Consider the following 22,280-nt stretch of genomic DNA (forward strand, 5'->3'; position numbering starts at 1 on the left):
TGGAACATGGATGCCGCGCTCTTCGCGCGCGAGTTCGAGCGGCAGACGGCGTTCACGGCCGAGCGCCCGCCGTCGAAGCCGTCGCAGGCGTGGTGGCTCCGGCATGCGCTCTACGAGAGCCAGGTGGAGGGGGGACCGCCGCCCGTGTCGCGGCCGGAGCGCGCGGCGCGGTGCCCGGGCTGGACCGAGCGCATCGGCGAGCTGGAGGCGGCGGGCGCGCTCCGCATCGGCGACGGCGGCCTCGAGCTCACGGCGGCGGGCGTGGCGCAGGTCCGCCGGGATCGCCTGCTCCACCCGGACGGCCCGCCGCTGGCCCGGCCGTTCCGCGTGCACATCGGCCCGATCGCCACGGGCAAGGCGGTGCAGGAGGACGCGGGGCTGTTCGAGCGGCTGAAGCCGATCGGGCGGAAGGTGCTCGGCGTCGAGATGGAGGCCGCGGCGATCGGCTACGTCGCGGAGCGCCTCGGGCGGCGGTCGATCATCGCGAAGGCCGTCTCGGATCACGCCGATCACGACAAGGACGACAGCTTCCGTGCGTTCGCATGCCGCGCCTCGGCGGAGTTCCTCGTCGCGTTTTTGAGGCGCTTCCTTGCGCCTGCGCGCGCCCAGCACACCGGGCGAGTCCCCATGCTGCGCCGCCTCCCGGCGCGCGCGCGCGCCGGCCACGCCGGTCCGCACGGCGACGACATCCTCCTGCCCGGGGAAGGGCGCAGCGACGACTTCCTCTCGCGGGTCGAGCGCGTGTGCAAGCTGCGCGAGCCCGAGGGCGTGAAGATCGAGTGGTTCGACGCGCCCCTCCCCTTCGGCGTCTACCTCCGCGTCTCGGTCAACGAGGGCGGCATCGTCCGGATCGCGCCGCTCGCGGCGCTCGAGAGCGGCATCTCGACCGAGGCGGTCTCCGCGTTCATCGAGAGCATCGACGCGTCGTACCGGCGCGAGGATCCGGGCCTCGTGTCCACGCTGGTCTACGGCGGCGAGCCCGCGGCGGAGGAGCTCGTGCGTTACGCGAGCGCGCGGCGCGTGCGCCTCGTGCGGTTCCTCGAGTACCAGGGGCTCATCGACTTCCGCGGCTACCTGGCGTGGCAGAACGCGAGCCTCGAGCGGGACCTCACGTATCCGCCGGATCTCTACGTCGACCAGCGCGTCGCGCTCACGACGGGCCAGGAGGAGGTGGTGCGCGAGCGCGCGCTCGACGCGATCGCGGAGCTGCTCGACTCGGAGCACAGCCGGTTCGTGCTGGTGCTCGGGGACTTCGGCACGGGCAAGACGTTCCTCCTTCACGAGCTCGCGCGGCGGATGGGCAAGGCGGGCGGCCCGCTGACGCCGGTGCTCATCGAGATGCGCGCGCTGGAGAAGGCGCGCGACCTGAACGCGCTCATCGCGCAGCACCTGGCGCTCGCGGGGCTCGGCAAGATCGATCTGCCCGCGTTCCGGCACATGCTGGCCGAGGGGCGGATCGCGCTCCTGTTCGACGGCTTCGACGAGCTCGCCTTCCGCGTGACGTACGACCGCGCGGTCGAGCACTTCGACACGCTGATCCAGGCGGCGCAGGGCAAGGCGGCGAAGGTGGTGGTGACGAGCCGGAGCCAGCACTTCATCTCGGAGCAGCAGGTGAGGTCCGCGCTCGCGGAGAAGGCCGCCTTGCTGCCCGGTTATCGGCTCGTGCGGCTGCAGCCGTTCACCGGGGCGCAGATCCGCAGGTTCCTGGTGAACCGACTCGACAGCGAGGAGGCGGCAGACGAGCGCATTCAATTGCTCGCAGAGGTGAAGGACCTGCTCGGCCTGTCGGCGAACCCGCGGATGCTGGGGTTCATCGCCGAGATCGAGGCGGCGCAGCTACGGCAAGCGAAGGCGGGAGACGGCGAGATCACCTCGGCGGGGCTCTACAAGCTGCTCCTGGATCGGTGGCTCGTCTGGGAGTACGAGCGCGCGCACCCGAAGGGCGCGCAGCCTGGGCTGTCGGTGGCGCAGCGGTGGCGTGCGGTGACGGAGCTCGCGACGCGGCTGTGGCAGCGGACGGAGCAGAGCGTGAACATCCGCGAGCTGCCGGCGGAGCTCATCGCGGCGCTGCAGGCGCTCGGGCGGCACGAGCTCGATCTCGGGGTAACCGTGCACCAGATCGGGTCGGGGACGCTGCTCGTGTGGGACGACCAGGAGAACTTCCGGTTCATCCATCAGTCGGTGCTCGAGTGGCTGGTGGCGCGGGAGGCGGCCGAAGAGGTGCAGCGCTCCGGGGAGTCGGCGGCGCTCGCGCAGCGGGACGTGAGCGACCTGATGGCCGACTTCTTCGGGGCGCTCGCGGGACGGGAGGCGACGGAGACGTGGGTACGGCAGGCGCTCGGCGGGGCGTGGGGGACGGTGGCGACGGCGAACGCGCTTCGGATCGACGGGCGGACGGCGCTTGGGGTGTGCGAGCAGATGAACCTCGCGGGGGCGGATCTGCGGGGGCAGGATCTGTCGGGGAAGAACTTCTGCGGGTGCGATCTGCGGGGGGCGGACCTGAGAGAGGCGAAACTCGTGGGGGCCAACCTGAGCGGGGCGCAGATGGGGGGAGCGCTGCTCGAGGGGGCGGACCTCTCCGGGGCGGCGCTCTGCGGGGCGGACCTGACCGGGGCGACGGCGGTTCGAGCGCGGATCGTGGGCGCGGATCTGACCGGAGCGAAGCTCGCCTCGACCAGGCTGCGCGGGGCGAAGCTCGTGGGGGCACGGGGGGCGAAGCTCGACGGGTGCGACACGTTCGGCGCGGCGATGCCGGATGCGGCGAGGTTCGAGCCGACGTGGGTGCAAGGCAGCCGGTGCAACGCTGTAGCGATCAGCCCCGATGGGACCTTGCTCGCATCGGGTCATTCCCACGGGATCGTGCTGTGGGACATGGCGACCGGGGGCGCGCTGCGCAGGCTGGACGGCCACTCCGACTGGGTCACGAGCATCGCTTTCAGCCCTGACGGGGATACGCTCGCGTCCGGCTCGGACGATTGCACCGTCCGGCTCTGGGACGTATCGACTGGCAACGTGCTCTGCGTGCTCAAGGGGCACTCTCGTCATGTGAACAGCGTTACGTTCAGCCCTGACGGCGAGACGCTGGCCTCCGGATCTTCTGACGGTACCGTCCGGCTCTGGCAGGTGGCCACCTTCCAACAAGCCGCCGTGCTCCACGGCCATCGAGATGGAGTGATGGCCGTCAAGTTCAGCCCCGACGGCGCGACGCTCGCCTCCGGGGCTCATGACACCATCATCCGGCTCTGGAAGGTCGCGACAGGCGACGTGCTTCGCGTGTTGAGCGGCCACCGGGCTGGCGTGCTCAGCATCGCATTCAGCCCCGACGGCGCGACGCTCGCCTCCGGCTCCGCGGACTACGACATTGGCCTCTGGGACGTCACGACGGGCGAGCAGCGGAACACGCTGAAGGGCCACTTGCGAAGCGTGAGGAGCGTCGCGTTCAGCCCCGACGGCGCGACGCTCGCCTCCAGCGCGGGAGACGGAGCCGTGCAGCTGTGGAATCGATCAGGCGTCGCGTCGCACGCGCTCCAGGGCCACTCCGCCGCCGTGACGAGCGTCGCGTTCAGCCCCGACGGCGCGACGCTCGCCTCTGGTTCGAAGGACAGCACGGTGCGCCTGTGGCACGTGTCGACGGGCGGCGCCGTGCGCGTGCTGGAAGGACAGCCGAGCGTGTCCATGGCCATGGCGTTGAGCACCGATGGCGGGACGCTCGCGCTCGCCTCCGAAGACGTTGGCATTCAACTCTGGCGGATGTCGGCATGGACCGCGGCGCCGCCGCTCGTGGATCGCGGCATCTCCTCCGCGAAGCTGGTCTTCAGCCCTGACGGCACAACGCTGGCGTTCGCGCAGCGCGACCACACGGTCCGGCTCAGGAGGCTCGGCGCAGACCGCACGGCGCGCGTGTTGAGGGGGCATTATCATCGCATCATGGATATCGCCTTCCGCCATGACGGGGGCATGCTCGCGTCAGGCTCGCTCGACGGGACAGTGCGACTCTGGCACACCGAGGCAGCGGAGCCGCTTCGCGTGATGGAAGATCACGAAGATGGAATCAGCAGCGTGGCGTTCAGCCCTGATGGCAGGACGCTCGCCTCAGGATCGTTCGATCGAACCATCCGGCTCTGGAAGGTGGACGGCGAAGGAGCACCGCGCGTGCTGGAAGGCCATGGTCGGGTCGTGAGGAGCGTGGCGTTCAGCCCTGATGGTGCGACGCTCGCCTCGGGCTCCGACGACACGACCGTCCGCCTCTGGCCTCTCGTCGAGGGCGGCGAGCAGCGCGCGCTGGGCGGCCATGCCGGCCAGGTGAAGTGCCTGGCCTTCAGCCCCGACGGTGCATGGCTCGCATCAGGGGCCGACGACGGCAGCGTTCTCCTCTGGCGTGTGTCCGCCGATTACATGGCGCGCGTCCTCCAGGGGCACGCCGGCGAGGTCGTGAGCGTGGCCTTCATGCCGGATGGAGAGATGCTGCTCTCCAGCTCCACCGACGGTACCATCCGCTTCTGGGACGTGCGGACTGGCGCCTGTCTCGCCGTGCTCCTCAAGCTCCCCGAGGGCTGGGTCGCCTTCCGGCCCGACGGCCGCTACAAGCTCGGCGGCGACATCGCGGGCGGCTTCTGGCACGCCGCCAGCCTCTGCCGCTTCGAGCCGGGCGAGCTCGATTCGCTGCTCCCTGGCCTGCGCATGCCCGACGACGAGCCGGTGCTCCCCTTGCGGCCTGCGCCCGGCCGGGGCTGAGCGCGGGCTGTCGAGTTGCCAGCCCGAACCATCACGGCTTCTCGTGGATCGCCTCGATCACGATCCCGCCGAATCGGCCCTCGTCGGCGCGGCACCTCACGCCCCGGATGGCGCATGCGTGGCTGTCCCGCGGCTCGCCGGTATCGGCATAACGCGCCCCGAAGCCGCCTTCGAACGACGTGTTGAAGAACTCGAGAGGCCGCCCGGCCTCGTCCGTGGCCTCATGCTTGCAAAGCCCGCACACCGCGCGCGGGTGGCGTGGCCACAGCTCCAAGGGATCACCGCAGATCGGGCAGCGGTGCGTCCCGTCCGGCATCCCGCTTCCGTCGGCGGTCACGAGGCGCGCGCCGCGCTCGCCCGCGGCGGACCTGTACGGGCCGCTGAGCCCCGCGATGCTTGCGCGGTCCTCGCTCGCGGCCGCGAGCAGGCCGGCGCCGGCGAGGGTGAGCGCTTCGAGCGCCGCCGCGAAGCCGGGCCGGTCGCCGATGTCCTCTCCGCGATCCTCGTGCCAGGCCGCGATCTCGGCGCCTTCCCGGCTGGCCCAGGCCTGGATCGCCTGGCGCTGCTCTGGAACCGAGGCGCACGCGGCGTCCGTGGAGACGCGGACGTAGGCCACGGCGCGCACCGGACTGCCGCGCTTGAACCGGTGAGCTGTCATCCGGATGAGAGAATCCGAGACGATGCCGGTTGTCCAGCGGGCCGTGGTCGCGGAGGGCTCGTCATCCGATCGGCGTGGTTCGCGAGGCTACTGCCAGTCCAGGAGCGGGGAGTGCGCGTTGCTCGTCGTCGAGATCGACGCTGCCGCAGAGGCGGAGGACGACGACCTGCTGCGCTTGTTCGGGCACGGCGAGGCCCGGACCGTCGAGGCGCGAAGGTGGCTCTCGCAGCAGTCCGGGTAGACTCCGGACCGATGCTCCTCCCGCCGAGAACGACAGGCCTCGCCGCGCCCGCGGGCACCCTGCGCCCGTGGCCCTCCGTGCTGGCGACGTGGGGCCCTGGAGAGCGGAGCACACTGCACGCCCACCATTGCTGGCACCTCGTGCTGGCGCTCGACGGGGAGCTGCAGGTCGGGACGGCCGACAGAGGCCCGTTCCAGTCAGGAGGCGCCGTCCTCACGGCCCCGGACACCGCGCACGCGATCGACGCGTCGGGCGTCCGTGTGCTCATCGTGTTCATCGAGCCGGAGAGCGACGTCGGAGATGGGCTCACCCAGGCGCTCGGGGCGTCGACGATCGAGGTCATGGGCAGCGAGAGGGCGGATCGGCTGCGGTCGCGCGTCGCCGAGCGTGGAGAGGCCGGGCTCTCGGCGGCGCTGCCCGGCGTGTTCGAGGCGCTGGGGATCGCGGTCCCGCCCTCCTCGCCGAGGCCGAGGCACCCGGGGGTCCGGCGGGTGCTGCGCCATCTGCGGGAAGGCGCCGGAGACGCGGACACGTCGCTCGAGGCCCTGGCCCGCATCGCGCGGCTCTCGCCGGGGCGGTTCATGCACGCCTTCACGGAGAGCGTCGGCGTGCCGCTGCGGCCGTACCTCCTGTGGCTCAAGCTGGAGCGCGCCGGGGCGGCGATCGCCGGCGGCGCGGCGCTCTCGGAGGCCGCCAGCGCGGCCGGCTTCGCGGACGCGGCGCACATGACCCGGACCTTCCGCCGGATGTTCGGGGTGAGCCCCTCCGATCTGAGACGCCGTAGCCAGCTCGTTCAAGACGGGTGAGGAGCGGGTCGCCACCTTGAGGGCATGGCACCTCTCCTCGTCCTCTCGATCTCGTTCGCGCTGTTCTTTGTCCTCGGGCGCCTCGGCATCAGGCACCTCGGGAGCTGGGTGACGTGCTTGCGGTACGCCCTCGCGGCGATGTTCCTGCTCACCGGATCGGCCCACTTCGGGAGCCGGCGCGCAGAGCTCGTGGCGATGGTGCCGCCGGCGCTGCCCTACCCCGAGCTCCTCGTGGCCGCGACGGGGGTCCTGGAGATCGCAGGTGCGGCGGCGCTCCTGGTTCCACGGCTCGCGCCGTGGGCGGCCGCGGGGCTGACGGTGCTGCTCGTGGCGATGTTCCCTGCGAACGTCCATGCGGCGCGCGCGGGGCTCAGCCTGGGCGGCAGCCCGGTGACGCCGCTCGCGCCACGAACGCTGATGCAGATCGTGTTCGTCGCCGCGACGGTCGCCGTGGTGATCGGCGCTCGTGGCGGGGAGCGGATGAGCCGGAATCGGACGAACTAGCGTCCAGTCCGGCGCTTGGCTCCACGTCCCTGCTCCCTCGTCGGCCTGCGGCGACCATGCGGCGGCACGAGGAGGTCGTCTGTTAGACTTCCGCGGTGGCGAGAGACCTCATCGACTTCGGCATCGAGCGCAGCCGCCATGAGCACTTCTTCGGTCGAGAGGACGTGCTCGCCGCCATCGATCGCCACCTCGATGGCGCGGGCGCGTCGGGCCGCTGGGTGCTCGTCACGGGCGGGCCCGGCATGGGCAAGAGCGCGATCCTCTCGCGATGGCTCGACGTGCAGGAGCAGCGCGGCCACGGGGCGCCGCACCACTTCCTCCGGCGCGACGTCATGGACTGGGATCGCCCCGAGGCGGTCACGCGCTCCCTCTCGGCGCAGATCGAGGCGCTCTACCCGGCGCAGAAGGACCCCGACGCGCGGCCGGAGAACCGGCTGATCGAGCTCCTGGCGAAGATCTCCAAGCACGAGCTCGTCCCCCGAGGTGAGCGCCTGGTGCTCGTCGTCGACGGCCTCGACGAGGCGCGGAGCGACGGTGCCGGGAAGAACCCGCTGCCGAGCTTTCTGCCGTACGCGCTGCCACCGCGCGTGCACGCGCTCTGCGCCTCGCGCCCACAGTACCCGCACCTCGGGTGGCTGGAGAGCCGCGGCAACGTACGACGCCTCGATCTCGACACGCCCGAGTGGGCGGGCTCGAACGAGCGGGCCTGTCGCGCGTTCTGGAGGGATCAGGCGCCGCGGTTCACGCCGCGGCTCGACCCGAGGGTCGTCGAGGAGGCGGTCGCACGGGCGGAGGGGAACCTGCTCTATGCGGTGAAGCTCAGGGAGTGGCTCGAGGAGCAGCCGGTCGAGCAGCGGCGCGTGGAGCGCCTGCCGCGCGGGCTGAGCGGTTTTCTGGAGCAGATCTGGCAGCAGCTACGGAGCTTACCGCGCGAGCAGTTCGGGCTGGTCGCGAGCGGGCTCGGGCTGGTCTGCGCTGCGCGCGAGGCGCTACCGCTCGAGGAGGTCGAGACGGCGGGGGGGTGGCGCGACGGGGAGGCCGGCGAAGACTTCCTTCGCGCCGCGCGGGCGCTGCTCCTGGAGGAGCCGGAGGCATGGCGCGGGGCCCGGGCGTACCGGCCGTACCACGAGGCGTTTCGCGCGTTCGTCGCGGAGAAACTCGGGCCGAAGCGCATGGCCGAGCTGCACCGGCAGCTGCTGGACGCGACGGCGCGGTGGCCGGTAGCCGAGGGGGAGAGCGAATTCCGTAGGCGCTATGCTGCACGCCACGCGATCGCACATGCTCTCAAGGCGGGCGAGCGGGAGAAGGTGCGGGGGCTGTGCCGGGATCTCGGGCTCTTGGAGGCGCTCTGCGGCGAGGATGGGCCCGCGGCGCTCGAGGACGCGCTGCGCATGGGTGCGAAGGAGCTCGGGGACGGCGAGCTCGACCTGCTCTACCGGGCGGTGCGGGCCGAGTCGCACTGGCTTCGCGAGGCGCCGGAGGCATCGCCGGAGCTGATCTACAACCGTCTGCGCTCGGCCGGATGGGAGGCGGAGCGAATCGCGCGGACGCTGCGGTTCCCGGGCGGCTTACCGAGGATCCGGCTGCGGCATCCGGTACGGATGTGGACTGGAGAGGAGCGCACGCTGCACGGCCACTCCGCTTCGGTCAATGCCTGCGCGCTCAGCCCCGACGGCCAGCGCATCGTCTCCGCCTCCGCCGACAGCACGCTCAAGGTCTGGGACCTGGCGACCGGAAAGCTCCTCTCCACCATCGAAGGTCACTCCGGTGGGGTCAATGCCTGCGCGGTCAGCCCCGACGGCCTGCGCATCGTCTCCGCCTCCGCCGACAGCACGCTCAAGGTCTGGAACCTCGCGACCGGCAAGCTCCTCTCCACACTCGAAGGTCACTCCGGTTGGGTCAATGACTGCGCGCTCAGCCCCGATGGCCTGCGCATCATCTCCGCCTCCTCCGACAGGACGCTCAAGGTCTGGGACCTCACGACCGGCAAGCTCCTCTCCACACTCGAAGGTCACTCCGGTTGGGTCGATGCCTGCGCGGTCAGCCCCGATGGCCTGCGCATCGTCTCCGCCTCCTACGACAGGACGCTCAAGGTCTGGGACCTCGCGACTGGCAAGCTCCTCTCCGCACTCGAAGGTCACTCCGATGGGGTCAGTGCCTGCGCGTTCAGCCCCGATGGCCTGCGCATCGTCTCCGCCTCCTCGGACAGGACGCTCAAGGTCTGGGACCTCGCTACCGGCAAGCTCCTCTCCACCCTCGAAGGTCACTCCTTTGCGGTCAAGGCCTGCGCGGTCAGTCCCGATGGCCTGCGCATCGTCTCCGCCTCCTCGGACAGGACGCTCAAGGTCTGGGACCTCGCTACCGGCAAGCTCCTCTCCACCCTCGAAGGTCACTCCGGTGGGGTCAATGCCTGCGCGTTCAGCCCCGATGGCCTGCGCATCGTCTCCGCCTCCTACGACAGCACGCTCAAGGTCTGGGACCTCGCGACCGGCAAGCTCCCCTCCACCCTCGAAGGTCACTCCGTTGGAGTCAATGTCTGCGCGCTCAGTCCCGACGGCCTGCGCATCGTCTCCGCCTCCGACGACCACACGCTCAAGGTCTGGGACCTCGCGACCGGCAAGCTCCTCTCCACACTCGAAGGTCACTCCGGTGGGGTCAATGTTTGCGCGCTCAGCCCCGATAGCCTGCGCATCATCTCCGCTTCCTATGACAGGACGCTCAAGGTCTGGGACCTCGCGACCGGCAAGCTCCTCTCCACACTCAAAGGTCACTCCGGTGCGGTCAAGGCCTGCGCGCTCAGCCCCGATGGCCTGCGCATCGTCTCCGCCTCCGACGACAGCACGCTCAAGGTCTGGGACCTCGCGACCGGCAAGCTCCTCTCCACCCTCGAAGGTCACTCCGGTGCGGTCAAGGCCTGCGCGGTCAGCCCCGATGGCCTGCGCATCATCTCCGCCTCCTACGACAGCACGCTCAAGCTCTGGGATCTCGCGACCGGCAAGCTCCTCTCCACCCTCGAAGGTCACTCCGGTTGGGTCAATGCCTGCGCGGTCAGCCCCGATGGCCTGCGCATCGTCTCCGCCTCGTCCGACAGCACGCTCAATGTCTGGGACCTCGCGACCGGCAAGCTCCTCTCCACCCTCGAAGGTCACTCCGGTTGGGTCAATGGCTGCACGCTCAGCCTCGATGGGCTGCGCATCGTCTCCGCCTCGTCCGACAGCACGCTCAAGGTCTGGGATCTCGCGACCGGCAAGCTCCTCTCCACCCTCGAAGGTCACTCCGGTTGGGTCAATGGCTGCACGCTCAGCCCCGATGGCCTGCGCATCGTCTCCGCCTCCTACGACAGAACGCTGAAGGTCTGGGATGCTGCGACAGGGGAATGCCTCGGGACCGTGCGCGGAGTCGGCTCATTCTCATGTCTGGCTGTATCGCAACAGCATCTCTACGCAGGCGACGCAACCGGCAATCTCTGGCATCTCTCTTTCACGGTCTTGGCACCTCAAGAGAAAGGCTTCCGGCTAAAGAAGCCCGTCCGCCTCTTCTTCAGCTACTCGCACAAGGACGAGGCTCTTCGCGACGAGCTGGAGACCCACCTCGCCCTTCTCAAGCGCGAGGGGATCCTCCAGAGCTGGCATGACCGCCGCATCGCCGCCGGCGACGGGTGGGCTGGCCAGATCGACAAGAACCTCAACGAGGCCGACGTGATCCTCCTCCTCGTGAGCGCCGACTTCATGGCCTCGGATTACTGCTTCGATCACGAGATGGGGCGCGCCCTGGAGCGCCACGGGGCCGGCGAGGCATGCGTCATCCCGGTCCTCCTCCGAAAGACCGACTGGCACAGCGCGCCGTTCGCCAAGCTCCAGGCGCTCCCGAAGGATGCCAGGCCGGTCACCCTCTGGCAGGACCGCGACGAAGCGTGGCACGACGTGGCCCTGGGCATCCGGCGCGCGATCGAGGCGCTCCGAGGGAAATCCGGGTAGCTCCCAGGGCCAGGTCCCCGGGGGTGCAACCCTGGCCTTGTCGCGACATTCGCGTGCCCCGCCGCCCAGCCCCCGGCCATGTCTCGCCCCCGCCCTCGCTCCCCCGTCACCGGTACGGCCCGCCCCGCCCCTCCCCCCGCATCTGCCGCGCGAGCGCCAGCATGGGCCGCAGCACCTCCCGCGCCGCCGCCGGATCCGCGAGGGGCGCCCCGATCACCACCGCGATCGCGCCCGGCGCCACCGCGACCCCCTCCTCCGCGTCCGCACCCGCCCCGAGGCGCGCCGCCTGCTCCAGGATCGCCGCTGCGATCCCCTGCTCCGCCGCGTTCCTCGACCGGGCCGCGCCCTCGATCGGCGGATCCAGCCGCAACGAGACCCGCGTCCTCGCCGGAACGGCCCCCTTGAACAGCGTCTCCAGCTCGAACCGCGCCCCCTCGAGCGTCCCCGAGAGCCGCATCGAACCGGCCCGTAGCGCCCCGTCGCTCTCCTCCGCGAAGCGGCGCCACGCGGGCAGCCACGCCGCCATCGCCGCCGGCGGCGGCAGCGCCGCGCCGGCCTCCGCGAGCGCCTGAGCGAGCGCGTTGACCTGCGCCAGGAACGCGCCGAGGGCCTGCTCGTCCGACGCCTCCGCGGCGCTCCACACCCACGCCTCCCTGTCGTCCACGTCGGCCCGATCGAATGCACGCAGCGCGCGCCGGAGCGCAGGCCCGAGCACGGCCAGCACCTGCGCCTCCTCCCGTCCCACCGCCCGGAAGCGCCGATCGGATCCCTCGTCCCCCGTCTCCAGCCCATCGAGCTCCAGCACGCGCCGCCACTGGACGTCGAGGCGCAACCCCCAGGGCTCCGCGAACCGCACCGTCGCGCCCAGGCCGGCCTTCAACCCCTTCACGGCAGAGGCCACCTCCACGGTGCACCCCGCGCGCACGCCGCGGAGCCGCAGCCCCCGTTCCAGCGAGAGCCCCACCCGCCGCCCCGCGCGCGCCCAGACCGCGCGCCAGCGATCCGCGCCGACCCGGGGCCGCTTTCCATCGCGCCCGGTCCGCGGCTCGAACAGGCCGACGATCACCGGCACGCGGTGTCGTACCAGCTCCCCGCCCGCCAGGTGCTCGATCGTCACCTCCAGCGCGTACTCCAGGGCGACCTCGCGGAGGCTGAAGGACGGCGCGAGATCGCCCGGCAAGGAGATGCGGAAAGGCACCTCCGTTCCCTCGGCGATGCCTGTGACATCCTGGAAGAACACGTTCGGGCAGCTCTCGTACGAACCGCCGCGCGCGTTCACCTGCTCCACCCCGTTGCCGACCAGCGCGACGCGGAGCCCGAAGGGGTAGCGCCGCGGGAGACCCCCGAAGGCGACGGCCCCGGTCACGATCGCGCCCGGGGTGAGGGTCCGGCCCGGCAGCGACACCTCGACGAAGGCGCCGCGCCCCCGGTGGCTCGCGTCGATGAACGGCCCGTCTTCCGGCCGCTGAGCGGACCTGGGCCGGACGAGCACCTCCTGGCTCTCCCGCGCGTCGAGCCACCACGGAATGGAGACGTGCGCGCGGACCTCGCACCGGCACGCCTGGAAGGCGCCGGCGAACGTCGGCGGGAGATCACCGGGCAGCGCGAACGAGACCCGGTAGCGGTGAATCCCCTCGCCGAGCCGCCCTTCCCCGGCCACCTCCTCGCTGAGGAGGAGCAGGTCACGAACCTCGAAGGTCCCCTCGCCCGGAACCAGCCGCTCGTGCGTGTGCCGCAGGGCCACGCGCACGAAGTTGATGGGCGTCTTCGCGGCGCTTTCGAGCGAGAGCCCGACGTCGAACGCCTCGCCCGGATGAACGACCCTGGGGAGGCGCAGCGTGATGAAAGGGCGGCTCCTCATCGCCACCTCGCAGTGTAAACGACCTGGCCGACCGCTCTCCGATGGAGCATCGCCCCGCCCGCTCGTTCGCGGTCCGAAGGCCGCGCGTGGAGCGACGAGCGCGCTCGTCTACTCCGCCGCCTCGCCCAGCCACGCCCGCGCGAGCTCGAGCGTGCGCGCGTTGTCGACGGCCCGCTCCAGGAAGTGCGCCCGGAACGCGCCGTCGCTGATCTTCTCGGCGCGCGCGAGCAGGCGATCGCGCGCCTCGGCGATCGCCTGCGCGGCCTCGGGGCCGCGCCCGCAGACCGACAGCGCCTCGGCGTAGACCAGGCGCACCACCGACTCGCCCTCCTCCACGCCCACCTCGTCGAGCAGCGCGCGCGCACGCTCGGCGGCGGCGAGCGCGTCGCCAGGGCTGCCGAGGTGGAGCAGCGCGCGCCCGAGCACCGCGACGGCGTAGGCGCGCATCGGCGGGGCCCGCTCGAGGATCGCGTCCGCGGCCCGCGCCTCGCGCGCCGCCGCCTCGGGATCACCCCCGAGGAGCAGGATGCTCGCGAGGTAGACGCGCGCGCAGCCCTCCATCCGCACGTCGCCGTGGCGCTCCAGCATCGCGCACGCGGTCTCCTCGACCGACCTCGCCTCGTCGAGCCGGCCTCGGTACGAGAGCACCAGGCCGAGGTTCTGGAGGACGTACGCCGTGGTGCCGCGCAGCTCCATGCGCTCCGACTCGGCGAGCGCCTGGCGCAGCGCCGCCTCGGCCTCCTCGAGCTGACCCACCTGGCCGTACGAGTAGCCGAGGTTCATGCGCGCCATGCACGCCCGCCGCACGTCGCCGGCCTGCTCGAACGCCGCGAGCGCCGCTGCGATGCCTGCGAGGCTCGCGCCGGGGTCGCCGCCCGCGTGCGCGCGGATCGCGCGCGCCTCGTGGAGGTTCGCCACGGCCTCGAGATCCGGCGCCGGGGCGCCCTCGATCGCGCGCTCCGCGCCCTCGAGCAACGCGTCGGCCAGCGCATAGCGACCGCCGAAGATCAGCATGAGCGCGGCGGAGCTCAGGCAGGCGCTCTTGGCGGAGCTCCCGTCCTCGAGGGGCGCAGGCGTGTCGCGCGCGACGGCGGCCCAGCGCTCGACGCGCTCGAGGCCGCCCGTGGCGCCGGCGGCGATGATGATCCGGGTCAGCGCGGCGAACCAGGCGGCGGATCCCTCCGCGAGGTGCTCCGCGGAGGCCGCGGCGCGCTCCTCTGCGAGCGCGAGATCGCCGCGCCAGAAGTGCGCCTGGCTCTCGAGCAGGCGGAGCTCGCCCACGGTGGCGGGCGCCGGATCACACGCGACGCCGCGCGCCGCGCGCGCCAGCACCGCGCCGAGGTCGTTGCCCCGCAGCGCCTGCCGCGCCGCCGCGAGGTACGCCGTTGCCGCGCGCGCGGGCTCGCCGCCGCGCTCGAAGTGCTCGGCGAGCGCCATGGGATCGGCCTCGCCGCGCAGCGCGAGGAAGCCGCCCGCGAGCGCGTGGCCGAGCCGCCGATCGCCCTCGGTCAGCATGCCGTAGGCGGCCTCGCGGATGAGCGCGTGGCGGAACCGGAGCGCGGCGTCGCCGGCCGCGCTCCGCGGCCCGATGCGCACGATCGCCTCGTGCCGCACGAGCTCGTCGACCTCGCGCGCGACCTCCGACCGGCCCACGAGCGCGGCGACCCCCGCCTCGGAGAACGCCTCGCCGAAGACGCTCGCGGCGCGCAGCACGCGGCGCGCCTCCGGGTCGAGCGCGTCGAGCCCGGCCTGCACCATCGCGAGCACCGTCTCCGGCGGCGCCGCGGTCCGGCCGCGGGCGGCGGCGCGGATCTGCTCCTCCAGATAAAACACGTTGCCGTCGGCGCGCTCGACGAGCGTCCTCACGAGCTCCGCGCTCGCCCGGGCGCCGAGCGCCTCCCGCACGAGCCGCTCCCCGCCCGACGGCGCGAGCGGAGAGAGGCGGACCTCCCGGACGAGGTGAGGCCCCCAGAGCCCCGGGAAGAGCTCGTGCACGCCGGGCCGCGCCAGCGCGAGCACCGCGAACCGCCTGCCCTTCAGGTTGCGCAGCGCGGCCTCGACGAGCGTCACGGTCGGCAGATCGCCCCAGTGCAGGTCGTCGAGCACGAGGAGCACCGGCTGCGCGGCGCACTCGGCGTCGAGGAAATCCTCCCACGCGAGGCGCAGCTGGTCGCTCATCAGGAGCGGGTGCCGCCGGGCCACCCTGAGCTGCACGTCGTCGTCGTCCGGGAACGGCGCGCCCGCGAGCTCGCCGAGGAACGGCGCGACGCGCGCGGCCGCCGCGGCGCCGCAGCGGCGCTCGACGCGCGCGCGGATCTTGCGCCGCTTCGAGTCGATCGGCTCGCCGTCGCGCAGGCCCAGCCCGCGGCGGAGCGCGCGCTGGAGCAGCCCGAAGGCGGAGCCGGCGCTCATCGGATCCGCCTGGCCGAGCCACACCGCGAGGGGCTCGCTGCGCGACCGGAGCGCGCGGACGAGCTCGTAACAGAGGCGCGATTTGCCCGACCCCACCGCGCCAGTCACCAGCACCGCGCCCGGGGCCGCCCCCCGGACGCAGGCGTCGATCTCGGCCTCGATCAGCCCGAGCTCGCGCTCGCGCCCGACGTAGGGCGCCGGCCGGCCGAGGAGCGAGGGCTGCGTCTCGGGCTCCTCGCGCGCGCCGTGGAGCCAGCACCCCGACGCGTCCCGGGTGGCGTCGAACCGCGCGCCGAGCAGGCCCGCTGTCGTGTCGTCGATGCGGATGGCCGCCGGATGGTGGAGCTCGCGGCTGCCCTGGACGAGCTGCACGAGGCGATCGATCACCGCGCCGACCGGCAGCCGCGCGGCGACCTCGGCCCGGCCAATGACGAGCGAGAGGCGGGCGCCGCCGAGCAGCTCCCTGAGCGAGAGGGCGCAGCGGGCCGCCTGCGCCGCGAGGTCGGTCGGCGCGGCCGATCCCGAGAGCGTCACGAGCAGCCACCGCGCCTCCAGGAGCTCGATCCGGCCGCGGTGGCGCTCGACGATCTCGCGGATCGCCCGCGCCCTCGCCTCGTCCTCGACGTCGGAGAGCGTCGCCTCCGCGTCGGCGTGGCCCTCCCGGGCGAGGAGGAGGCACATGACCTTCCGCTCGCTGGTCGTGATCTCGCGGCCGCGCTGCGCCGGCGGGTGGGACGACGGGGGCTGCAGCGACGGCGGGCCCGCGTCGATGCGTGAATCCAGCGCCTCCGAGGCGAGCGCCGCCGCGACGACGCCCGCGTCGCGCGGCCGCGACTCCCGCGCCTTCGACAGCATCCGCGCGACGAGCCGATCGAGCCAGGCCGGGACGTCGTCGCGGAGCTCCCTGAGCCGCGGCGGCTCCTCGAGGAGGACCTTCATGAGGACCGAGAGCGGGTCGCTGCCGCCGAACGCGGCGCGCCCGGTGAGGCACTCGAAGAGCACGCTGCCGAGCGCGAACACGTCGGCGCGCGCGTCGATCTGCGGCTCGCCGCGGGCCTGCTCCGGGGCCATGTACTGGGGCGTGCCGCGGATGTCGCCGAGCGTCGGGAACTCCTCCTCGTCATCCCCGGAGAAGCGCGCGACGCCGAAGTCGATGAGCCGGACGCGCTGGAGGTCGCCGCCCTCGAGGATGAGGTTGCCCGGCTTCACGTCGCAGTGCACGAACCCCAGCTGGTGGACGGCGGCGAGCGTCTCGGCGATGCGCGCTGCGAGCGTGAGGCCCTCGGCGAGCGTGAGCGGGCCACGATCGAGCCGCTCCGAGAGGGTCTCGCCATCGAGCCACTCCATCGCGAGGTAGAGCCGCCCCCCGCCCGTCGCTCCGTGCGCGACGTAACGGGCGACGCCGGGGATCGCGAGCGTCGCGAGGGCGAGGTGCTCGCGCGCGAGGGCGCTCAGCGACGCGGTCGCGGCTGTCTGGAGGAGCTTGAGCGCGACGAGCTCACCGGAGCGGAGGTCGCGCGCGCGGTACACGCGCGCCGTCGCGCCCGAGGCGGCGTGCTCCTCGATCTCGAACCGGTCGTCGACGACCTCTCCTGACTGCATCGAGCTGACGCGCTCCTGGCGGGCGCTCTGCCTCTATTGCACAGCGTGCCAGCGGCGCGCGCCGTCCGTCCACTGTCACTTCGCTCGACGCCGCGCGGCGTGCGCGCCGGCTCACCGCGGCCGATCCCCTGGCCGAGCCACCTTGCAGGGACGCATGTCGCGGCGCAGGCGCTCGCGTCGGCGCGGTGCACACGCTGGCGCACCCGCGCGCCTCGCCGGCTCACCTACCTGTCGCGCTGCGCGCCCGCGTCAGGGGGCGCTTGGCCTGCCTCCGCGCCGCCCGCGCTCCGCCGCAGCACCACGTAGCGGAGGTGCGGGAGGCCGCTCACCGCCACGGGAGCGAACGTTTCGCCAGCGCCGGGCAGGCGCGCGACGCGCTGCTCCACCCCGCGCGCGAACCGCGACGCGGGCCACGGCGACGCGGGCGCCTCGCCCTCGGCGAGCAGCAGCACCAGCGCGTCCACCCGGCGCGCGTCGAGCAGCGCCCCGGGGATCCGCTTCGTTGTGTGCCCGCCGGGCAGCGCCGCGATCGCCGGATCCGTGACGCCCGCGAGATCGACGAGGGTCGCGCCCGTCGCCGCCCCGAGCCAGCCGATGTCGAGCGCCGCGACGACCTCCGCCCCGGCGAGCGCGCCGCGGAGCTCCTCGACGACACGCAGCCGGTCGCTTCCCACCCGCGCGGCGGTCGGCCCGACCCGGACCATCACGAAGAGCTCCCCCGCGAGCGCGAGCGCGAGCCGGAGCGCCGTGGCGCGCGCGTCGGCCACCGAGGCGACGTGGGCCGCCGCGAGCACCACGGCGGGGAGCGCCGGGACGACGAGCCGCGAGAGCGGCATCCAGTCGCCGCCCGCCGCCGCGACCGCGAGGAAGTGCACAGCGACCGCCGCGAGCAGCCCGCGCGGCCACGCGGGGAGCGCGCGCCACGCGGCCGGCGCGATCAGCGCCGCAGGCCCGGTCAGGAGGAAGCACGCGAGCGCGTACCGGGCCCCGAGCGCCGCGTCGGGCGCCTTCGCGAGCGCGGCGAGCGGCGCGGCCCGCCCGAAGATCGAGAGGCGCGCCAGGGCCACGGCGACGAAGGGGAGGCCCGCGAGCGCGAGCGCGGCGAGCGCGCGGGCCCACGCGGGCCGCGGCGGGGCGCCCCCTTCGGCGTCGCGACGCGGAGCCGCCTGGGCCGAGAGCGCGACGACGAGCGCGAACGGCAGGAGCTCCGGCCGGAGCGCCGCCGCGGCCCCGGCGCAGGCCGCGCCGCCGAGCGCGCGGCCGAGCGCCGGCAACGCGACGGCGAGCGCCCCGAGCGCCGCGACGACGCCCGTCTCCATGCCCGCCACGCTCCAGGCGGCGAGCGGCGCCGACGCCGGCACGAGCGCGAGCGCCGCGAACCGCACGGGCCGGGCGGACGCCCGATCGATCGCGAGCGCCAGGACGCCGGCGGCGAACGTCCACGCGAGGGCGCCGAGCGCCTTCGCGGCCGCGAGCGCGGCGAGCGGCCCGCCGGCCGCGAACGGCGCCAGCACGAACGCCCACCCGAGCGGCGTCACGCCGTCGGTCACCGGCCCGGCCGCGTTGAAGCGGTAGCCCAGCCCCCGGGCGAGGTGGTGCGCATAACGCGCCGTGATCAGGGCGTCGTCGACCGTGAACCCCGAGAGCGCTAGCGCCGGGAGCAGCGCCGAGAGCGCGCCGGCGAGCGCAACGAGCAGCGAACGCTCCCGTCCCGTCACGCCGCCTGTGCGTCCGCGCGGCACTCCGATGGACGCGAGGCGCTGACGCCCGCGCTGGACCGGAGCCCACGCCGCTCCGCGCGATCTCCATCGAGGACGCACCGGCAGCGGAGCAAGCGCTCAGGGTGTACGGCGATCAGCACGCAGCGATCCTGTGACAGGCGCACGAAGGACGCAATTGCGCTCGTCTGCTCGCAATCGTGCGAGCAGGCGAGATGCGAGGCGCGACCACGCGGACACGTGCGCGCGAACGTCGCGAACACCTGGGCTCGCCGCGGCGCGCACGCCTCGGACAATGGCGGCGGCGTTGCGCCTCGTGGCAGCCATGCGCCCTCGTGGACGGTATAGTTCCCCGCATGGCACTTCCCGCCGCGCTCCTGGCCGCCGTCGAGCGGCATTCGTGTTTTACCGGCTGCTATCGCAGCGAATCGGAAGTCCAGGTCTGCATCGATCCCGCGCAGGCGCTCGTGCCGACGGTGCCTGTCTGTTGCAGCGATTGCCTGAACTTCCACCCGGCGGCGCTCGTGAGCCTCTTGCCCCTCGGCATGACGTCGTACGCGCTCGCGAACGCGCTGACGACACACGTGCGCTCGCTGCGCGGGTACAAGTGGGCGACCGGCGGCTACCACACCGCGGGCACCGGCTTCTGGCTCAACGCCGCCTACTACGGCAATGGCCTCTTCCTGGTCGACGCCGCGCGCAACCGCAACGCGAGGACGGACGTCGACATGCTGATCGAGGCCTTCCAGCACGGCATCGTCCAGCCGGAGGACCCGCGCATGCTCGATCCGGCGCTCTACACGATCGAGCTCGCGTACATCAACATGTCGCGACCCATCCTGCCGGTCCGCAGCAAGCAGGATCTCCTGACGTCGCCGCAGCGCAGCGCCACGCCGAGGCAGGGGTTCTCGCGCGTGTCGATCGTGGAGTTCCAGCCGCTCGCCGTCGCGGGGACGTCCCCTTCCGCGCAGCCGGCGAAGCCGGCGCCGCAGCCCCGCGAGCTCAAGCTCGGCGACACGTGCCCGACGTGCGGCGCCGCCGTGATGGAGCGACCGCTGTTCTCGGGCACGTTCGTGGGCTGCCTCTGCTGAGGGCGCGCCGCGGGCCACGCCGGCGACCGGCTCACGGCGACGGCGGCGTGGTCGCGCGCCACGCGGTCTCTCCGGTCGCCGGGTCGACCGCGCGCAGCGCGGCGCCGCTCACCGCGGCGCCGCTGATGACGTAGACGTAGGGGCCGGACGCCTTCGCCGCCGTGAGCCGGTCGCCCAGGTAGGCCGCGGCGCGCTCGTACCGCGCGGCCCCGGACACCGGGTCGAGGGCGATGATCCGCGGCTCGGTGCCGTTCACCACGTCGACGCCGACGACGACGGCGGCGCCGCCGCTCGCGACGAGGAACAGGTCGGGCCGCCCGCCGGAGAGCGGCGCGCGCGCGGCGAGCTCCTTCTTCCAGAGCGACTCGCTGCCGCGCCGCCCCTCGGCGGTGAGCCGCGGCGGGCCGTCGGCCGGCGCGGTGAGCACGACCTCCACGCCGCCGGCCTGGACCACCTGGGGGTTCTTCTTGCGCTCCCAGAAGTGCCCCGTGATCGCCGACGGCTGCGGCGCCGTCGGGCAGTCGTCCGCCGCGCCCCCTTCGAGCTTGATCCCGGTCGCCGTGCCGTCCTTCATCACCACGGTCGCGCAGCCGTCGCCCCCCGCGATCTCGTCGGGGATCCCGGGCAGGTTCGCCACCCAGCGCTCCTTGCCGGTGCGGGCGTCGAGCGCGCGCAGCGCGGCGTCGCCCCCGCCCGCGAGCACGGTGTTCACGTCGGCGCAGGCGAGCGCGTCCGGCTCCTCGATCTCCTGCGAGGCCCAGATCCCCTGCCCGCTGCGCCCGTCGACGGCCACCACGCGCCCGCGGGTCTTGCCGTCCTGCCACAGCACCGGGTCGGGCGCGTCGTCGCCGTTCGCGTCCACGAAGCAGAGGGCGTCGAGCTGGGTGGACAGCGGGCGCGCGCGCGGCGCGGGCTCCTGCGGCGGCTCGACGCGCGCGAAGAACATCACCGCGAAGCCGATCCCGACCACGGCCATCGCCGCGGCGAGGAGCACCTTCGTCGCCCGGGATGGCCCCGGCGCGGGCGCGCCCCGCGGCGCAGCCGCGCCTGCGACGCCGGGGGCATCAGCGCCGCAGCGCGGGCATGCGATCCCATCACGACTCGCCTCCAGCGAGGCACCACAGCTCCTGCAGGGCCGCATCCGGACAGTCTATCGCCGCCGGGTGCCCGTGATCGAGAGCGACCGTGCGCCGCGCTCCTCGCCGCGGGGACGAAGGGGGAGGCTCGGAGCGCGCCGCCCTCGCGAGCGCGGCGGCCTGCTACTTCGCCCAGAGCACCGAGAGATCGAGCTCGATGGCCTCGAAGGGCACGACCCGGACCCGCGCCGCGTCGCGGTGGACGGGGCCGGGCTCCCAACCCCTGCCCGCGACGAGCGAGAAGACCTCGAGGGTGCGCCGGATCGGATCGACGAGCCACGCGTGGAGCACGCCTTCGCGCGCATAGAGGGGCATCTTCTCCGTGCGATCGACGTCCTCGGTCGACGGGCTCAAGACCTCGCAGATCCAGTCGGGAGCGAGCGGGAAGAAGGCCGTCTCGGGCAGCTCGGGCATGCGCTCGATCCGCCAGCCGGCGAGGTCGGGTACGAGCACGTCGAACTCACCAGGCGTGCGCGGGTCGGGGAGGTGCAGCTCAGGCTCGACCAGGAGGGTCCAGCCGCCGGGCCCGCCTTCGCCCAGGTCAAAGGGGCCGGACAGCTTCCCCCCGAGCCGGGACGCGGCCCGCGCATGCCGCGGCGCCGGGCGGGGGAACACGTGCAGGGTGCCGCGGACGAGCTCCGCCACCTTGTTCGACGGGACGGCTTCGAGCTCCGCGTACGTGGCGCGGGGCTGCTTCTCGGCGGGCTGGCCCATGACCGGAGCGTGCCTGGGCGCCCAGGGAGAGGCAAGGCGTGTGGCGCGCCGAACCTGGACGCTCGCGCGGCGCCGCGCGCCTGCCCCTCCCTCACACGTTACGGCTTCGGGATCCTCAACGTGCCGCTGACCATGGCGCTGCCGCTCACGACATAGACCAGACTGAGCGGGTGGAACGCCCAGGGTCCGAGCGCGATGGCCCCGAGCCACAGCTGCTCGTGCACGCGCTCCTTGGCGAAGAGCACCCCGAAGAGCAGCACGATGAGCAGGCTCGTGGGGATCGGCGTCCCCTCGTAGTAGCGCACCTTTCCTCGCTCGTCCGACAGCTCGGCCGCCGTCACGTTGTACCGCGCGAGGCGGCTGATCCCGCAGGCGACGAAGTAGACGAGGGCGGCGGCGTCCCACGGCCCGCGCAGGCCGAGCGCGTAGCCGAGCACCGCGGGCGCGACGCCGAACGAGACAACGTCGGCGAGGGAGTCGAGATCGGCCCCGAGCGGCGAGTGCTTGCGACGCCAGCGCGCGATCGTGCCGTCGAGGATGTCGCACGCCAGCGCGAACGGCAGGAGCCCGAACGCCACCCAGATATAGATGCGCTCGCGCTCGGCCACGTAGTTGAGGCAAAGCAGGATGCTCAGCGTGCCGCTCGCCGCGTTCGCCAGCGTGACGAAGTCGGCGAGCGCGAACGACCGGAGCATCGAGAAATGGGGCGGTCTCTCGGCAGGCATGGCGCTCGGGGTGCGCAGTGTCGCACGTCCGGTTCGATTGCCAACCATTCTGCGCGGCGCGCATCGCCGTTCTCGGGGCGTCCTCGCGTCGCAGGGCGCCT

General features: G+C 73.2%; 13 protein-coding genes. 6 read left to right on the plus strand and 7 right to left on the minus strand.

Annotation, left to right across the window (positions count from 1 at the left end):
- Positions 1-6: 6 nt before the first annotated feature.
- Positions 7-4,734: a pentapeptide repeat-containing protein gene (locus WMF45_RS20590; RefSeq protein WP_437718583.1), complete on the plus strand. Its 4,728-nt coding sequence runs from the start codon at positions 7-9 to the stop codon at positions 4,732-4,734.
- 31 nt (positions 4,735-4,765) lie between these two features.
- Here WMF45_RS20590 and WMF45_RS20595 read toward each other — a convergent pair whose 3' ends face one another.
- On the minus strand, positions 4,766-5,392 hold the full coding sequence (locus WMF45_RS20595) for a recombinase family protein (protein ID WP_437718584.1): 627 nt from the start codon (positions 5,390-5,392) through the stop codon (positions 4,766-4,768).
- A gap of 22 nt (positions 5,393-5,414) precedes the next feature.
- Here WMF45_RS20595 and WMF45_RS20600 point away from each other — a divergent pair, with 22 nt between their 5' ends.
- The 4 genes from WMF45_RS20600 to WMF45_RS20615 all read left to right on the plus strand — a co-directional run bounded on the left by WMF45_RS20600 (position 5,415) and on the right by WMF45_RS20615 (position 10,920).
- Positions 5,415-5,633 carry a hypothetical protein gene (locus WMF45_RS20600; RefSeq protein WP_437718585.1) on the plus strand — a complete coding sequence of 73 codons (219 nt, stop codon included), beginning with the start codon at positions 5,415-5,417 and terminating at the stop codon, positions 5,631-5,633.
- A gap of 11 nt (positions 5,634-5,644) precedes the next feature.
- Complete coding sequence (locus tag WMF45_RS20605; protein WP_437718586.1) at positions 5,645-6,439, plus strand: helix-turn-helix domain-containing protein; 795 nt, start codon at positions 5,645-5,647, stop codon at positions 6,437-6,439.
- 24 nt (positions 6,440-6,463) lie between these two features.
- Positions 6,464-6,943, plus strand: coding sequence for a DoxX family protein (locus WMF45_RS20610; RefSeq protein WP_437718587.1), 480 nt, complete (start codon positions 6,464-6,466; stop codon positions 6,941-6,943).
- 95 nt (positions 6,944-7,038) lie between these two features.
- Positions 7,039-10,920, plus strand: coding sequence for a TIR domain-containing protein (locus WMF45_RS20615; protein WP_437718588.1), 3,882 nt, complete (start codon positions 7,039-7,041; stop codon positions 10,918-10,920).
- A gap of 106 nt (positions 10,921-11,026) precedes the next feature.
- On the opposite strand, the gene WMF45_RS20620 is transcribed toward WMF45_RS20615, so the two are convergent.
- The 3 genes from WMF45_RS20620 to WMF45_RS20630 all read right to left on the minus strand — a co-directional run bounded on the left by WMF45_RS20620 (position 11,027) and on the right by WMF45_RS20630 (position 18,513).
- On the minus strand, positions 11,027-12,781 hold the full coding sequence (locus WMF45_RS20620; protein WP_437718589.1) for a hypothetical protein: 1,755 nt from the start codon (positions 12,779-12,781) through the stop codon (positions 11,027-11,029).
- Positions 12,782-12,889: 108 nt separating this feature from the next.
- Positions 12,890-16,795, minus strand: a complete 3,906-nt coding sequence (locus WMF45_RS20625; RefSeq protein ID WP_437718590.1) for a serine/threonine-protein kinase — start codon at positions 16,793-16,795, stop codon at positions 12,890-12,892.
- Positions 16,796-17,019: 224 nt separating this feature from the next.
- A complete protein-coding gene (locus WMF45_RS20630; RefSeq protein WP_437718591.1) occupies positions 17,020-18,513 on the minus strand; it encodes a hypothetical protein in 1,494 nt (497 codons plus the stop codon).
- A gap of 356 nt (positions 18,514-18,869) precedes the next feature.
- Between WMF45_RS20630 and WMF45_RS20635 the strand changes: the two genes are divergently transcribed.
- Positions 18,870-19,604 carry a hypothetical protein gene (locus WMF45_RS20635; RefSeq protein WP_437553977.1) on the plus strand — a complete coding sequence of 245 codons (735 nt, stop codon included), beginning with the start codon at positions 18,870-18,872 and terminating at the stop codon, positions 19,602-19,604.
- Between the two features lie 31 nt (positions 19,605-19,635).
- Here WMF45_RS20635 and WMF45_RS20640 read toward each other — a convergent pair whose 3' ends face one another.
- From WMF45_RS20640 to WMF45_RS20650, 3 genes are all read right to left on the minus strand, one after another.
- On the minus strand, positions 19,636-20,598 hold the full coding sequence (locus WMF45_RS20640) for an outer membrane protein assembly factor BamB family protein (RefSeq protein ID WP_437718592.1): 963 nt from the start codon (positions 20,596-20,598) through the stop codon (positions 19,636-19,638).
- Positions 20,599-20,863: 265 nt separating this feature from the next.
- Complete coding sequence (locus WMF45_RS20645) at positions 20,864-21,454, minus strand: Uma2 family endonuclease (protein ID WP_437718593.1); 591 nt, start codon at positions 21,452-21,454, stop codon at positions 20,864-20,866.
- Positions 21,455-21,552: 98 nt separating this feature from the next.
- A complete protein-coding gene (locus tag WMF45_RS20650; protein WP_437718594.1) occupies positions 21,553-22,179 on the minus strand; it encodes a CDP-alcohol phosphatidyltransferase family protein in 627 nt (208 codons plus the stop codon).
- Positions 22,180-22,280: the final 101 nt, after the last annotated feature.

Origin of the sequence: Sorangium sp. So ce448 (assembly GCF_051520915.1) — a bacterium.
GTDB lineage: Bacteria > Myxococcota_A > Polyangia > Polyangiales > Polyangiaceae > Sorangium > Sorangium cellulosum_B.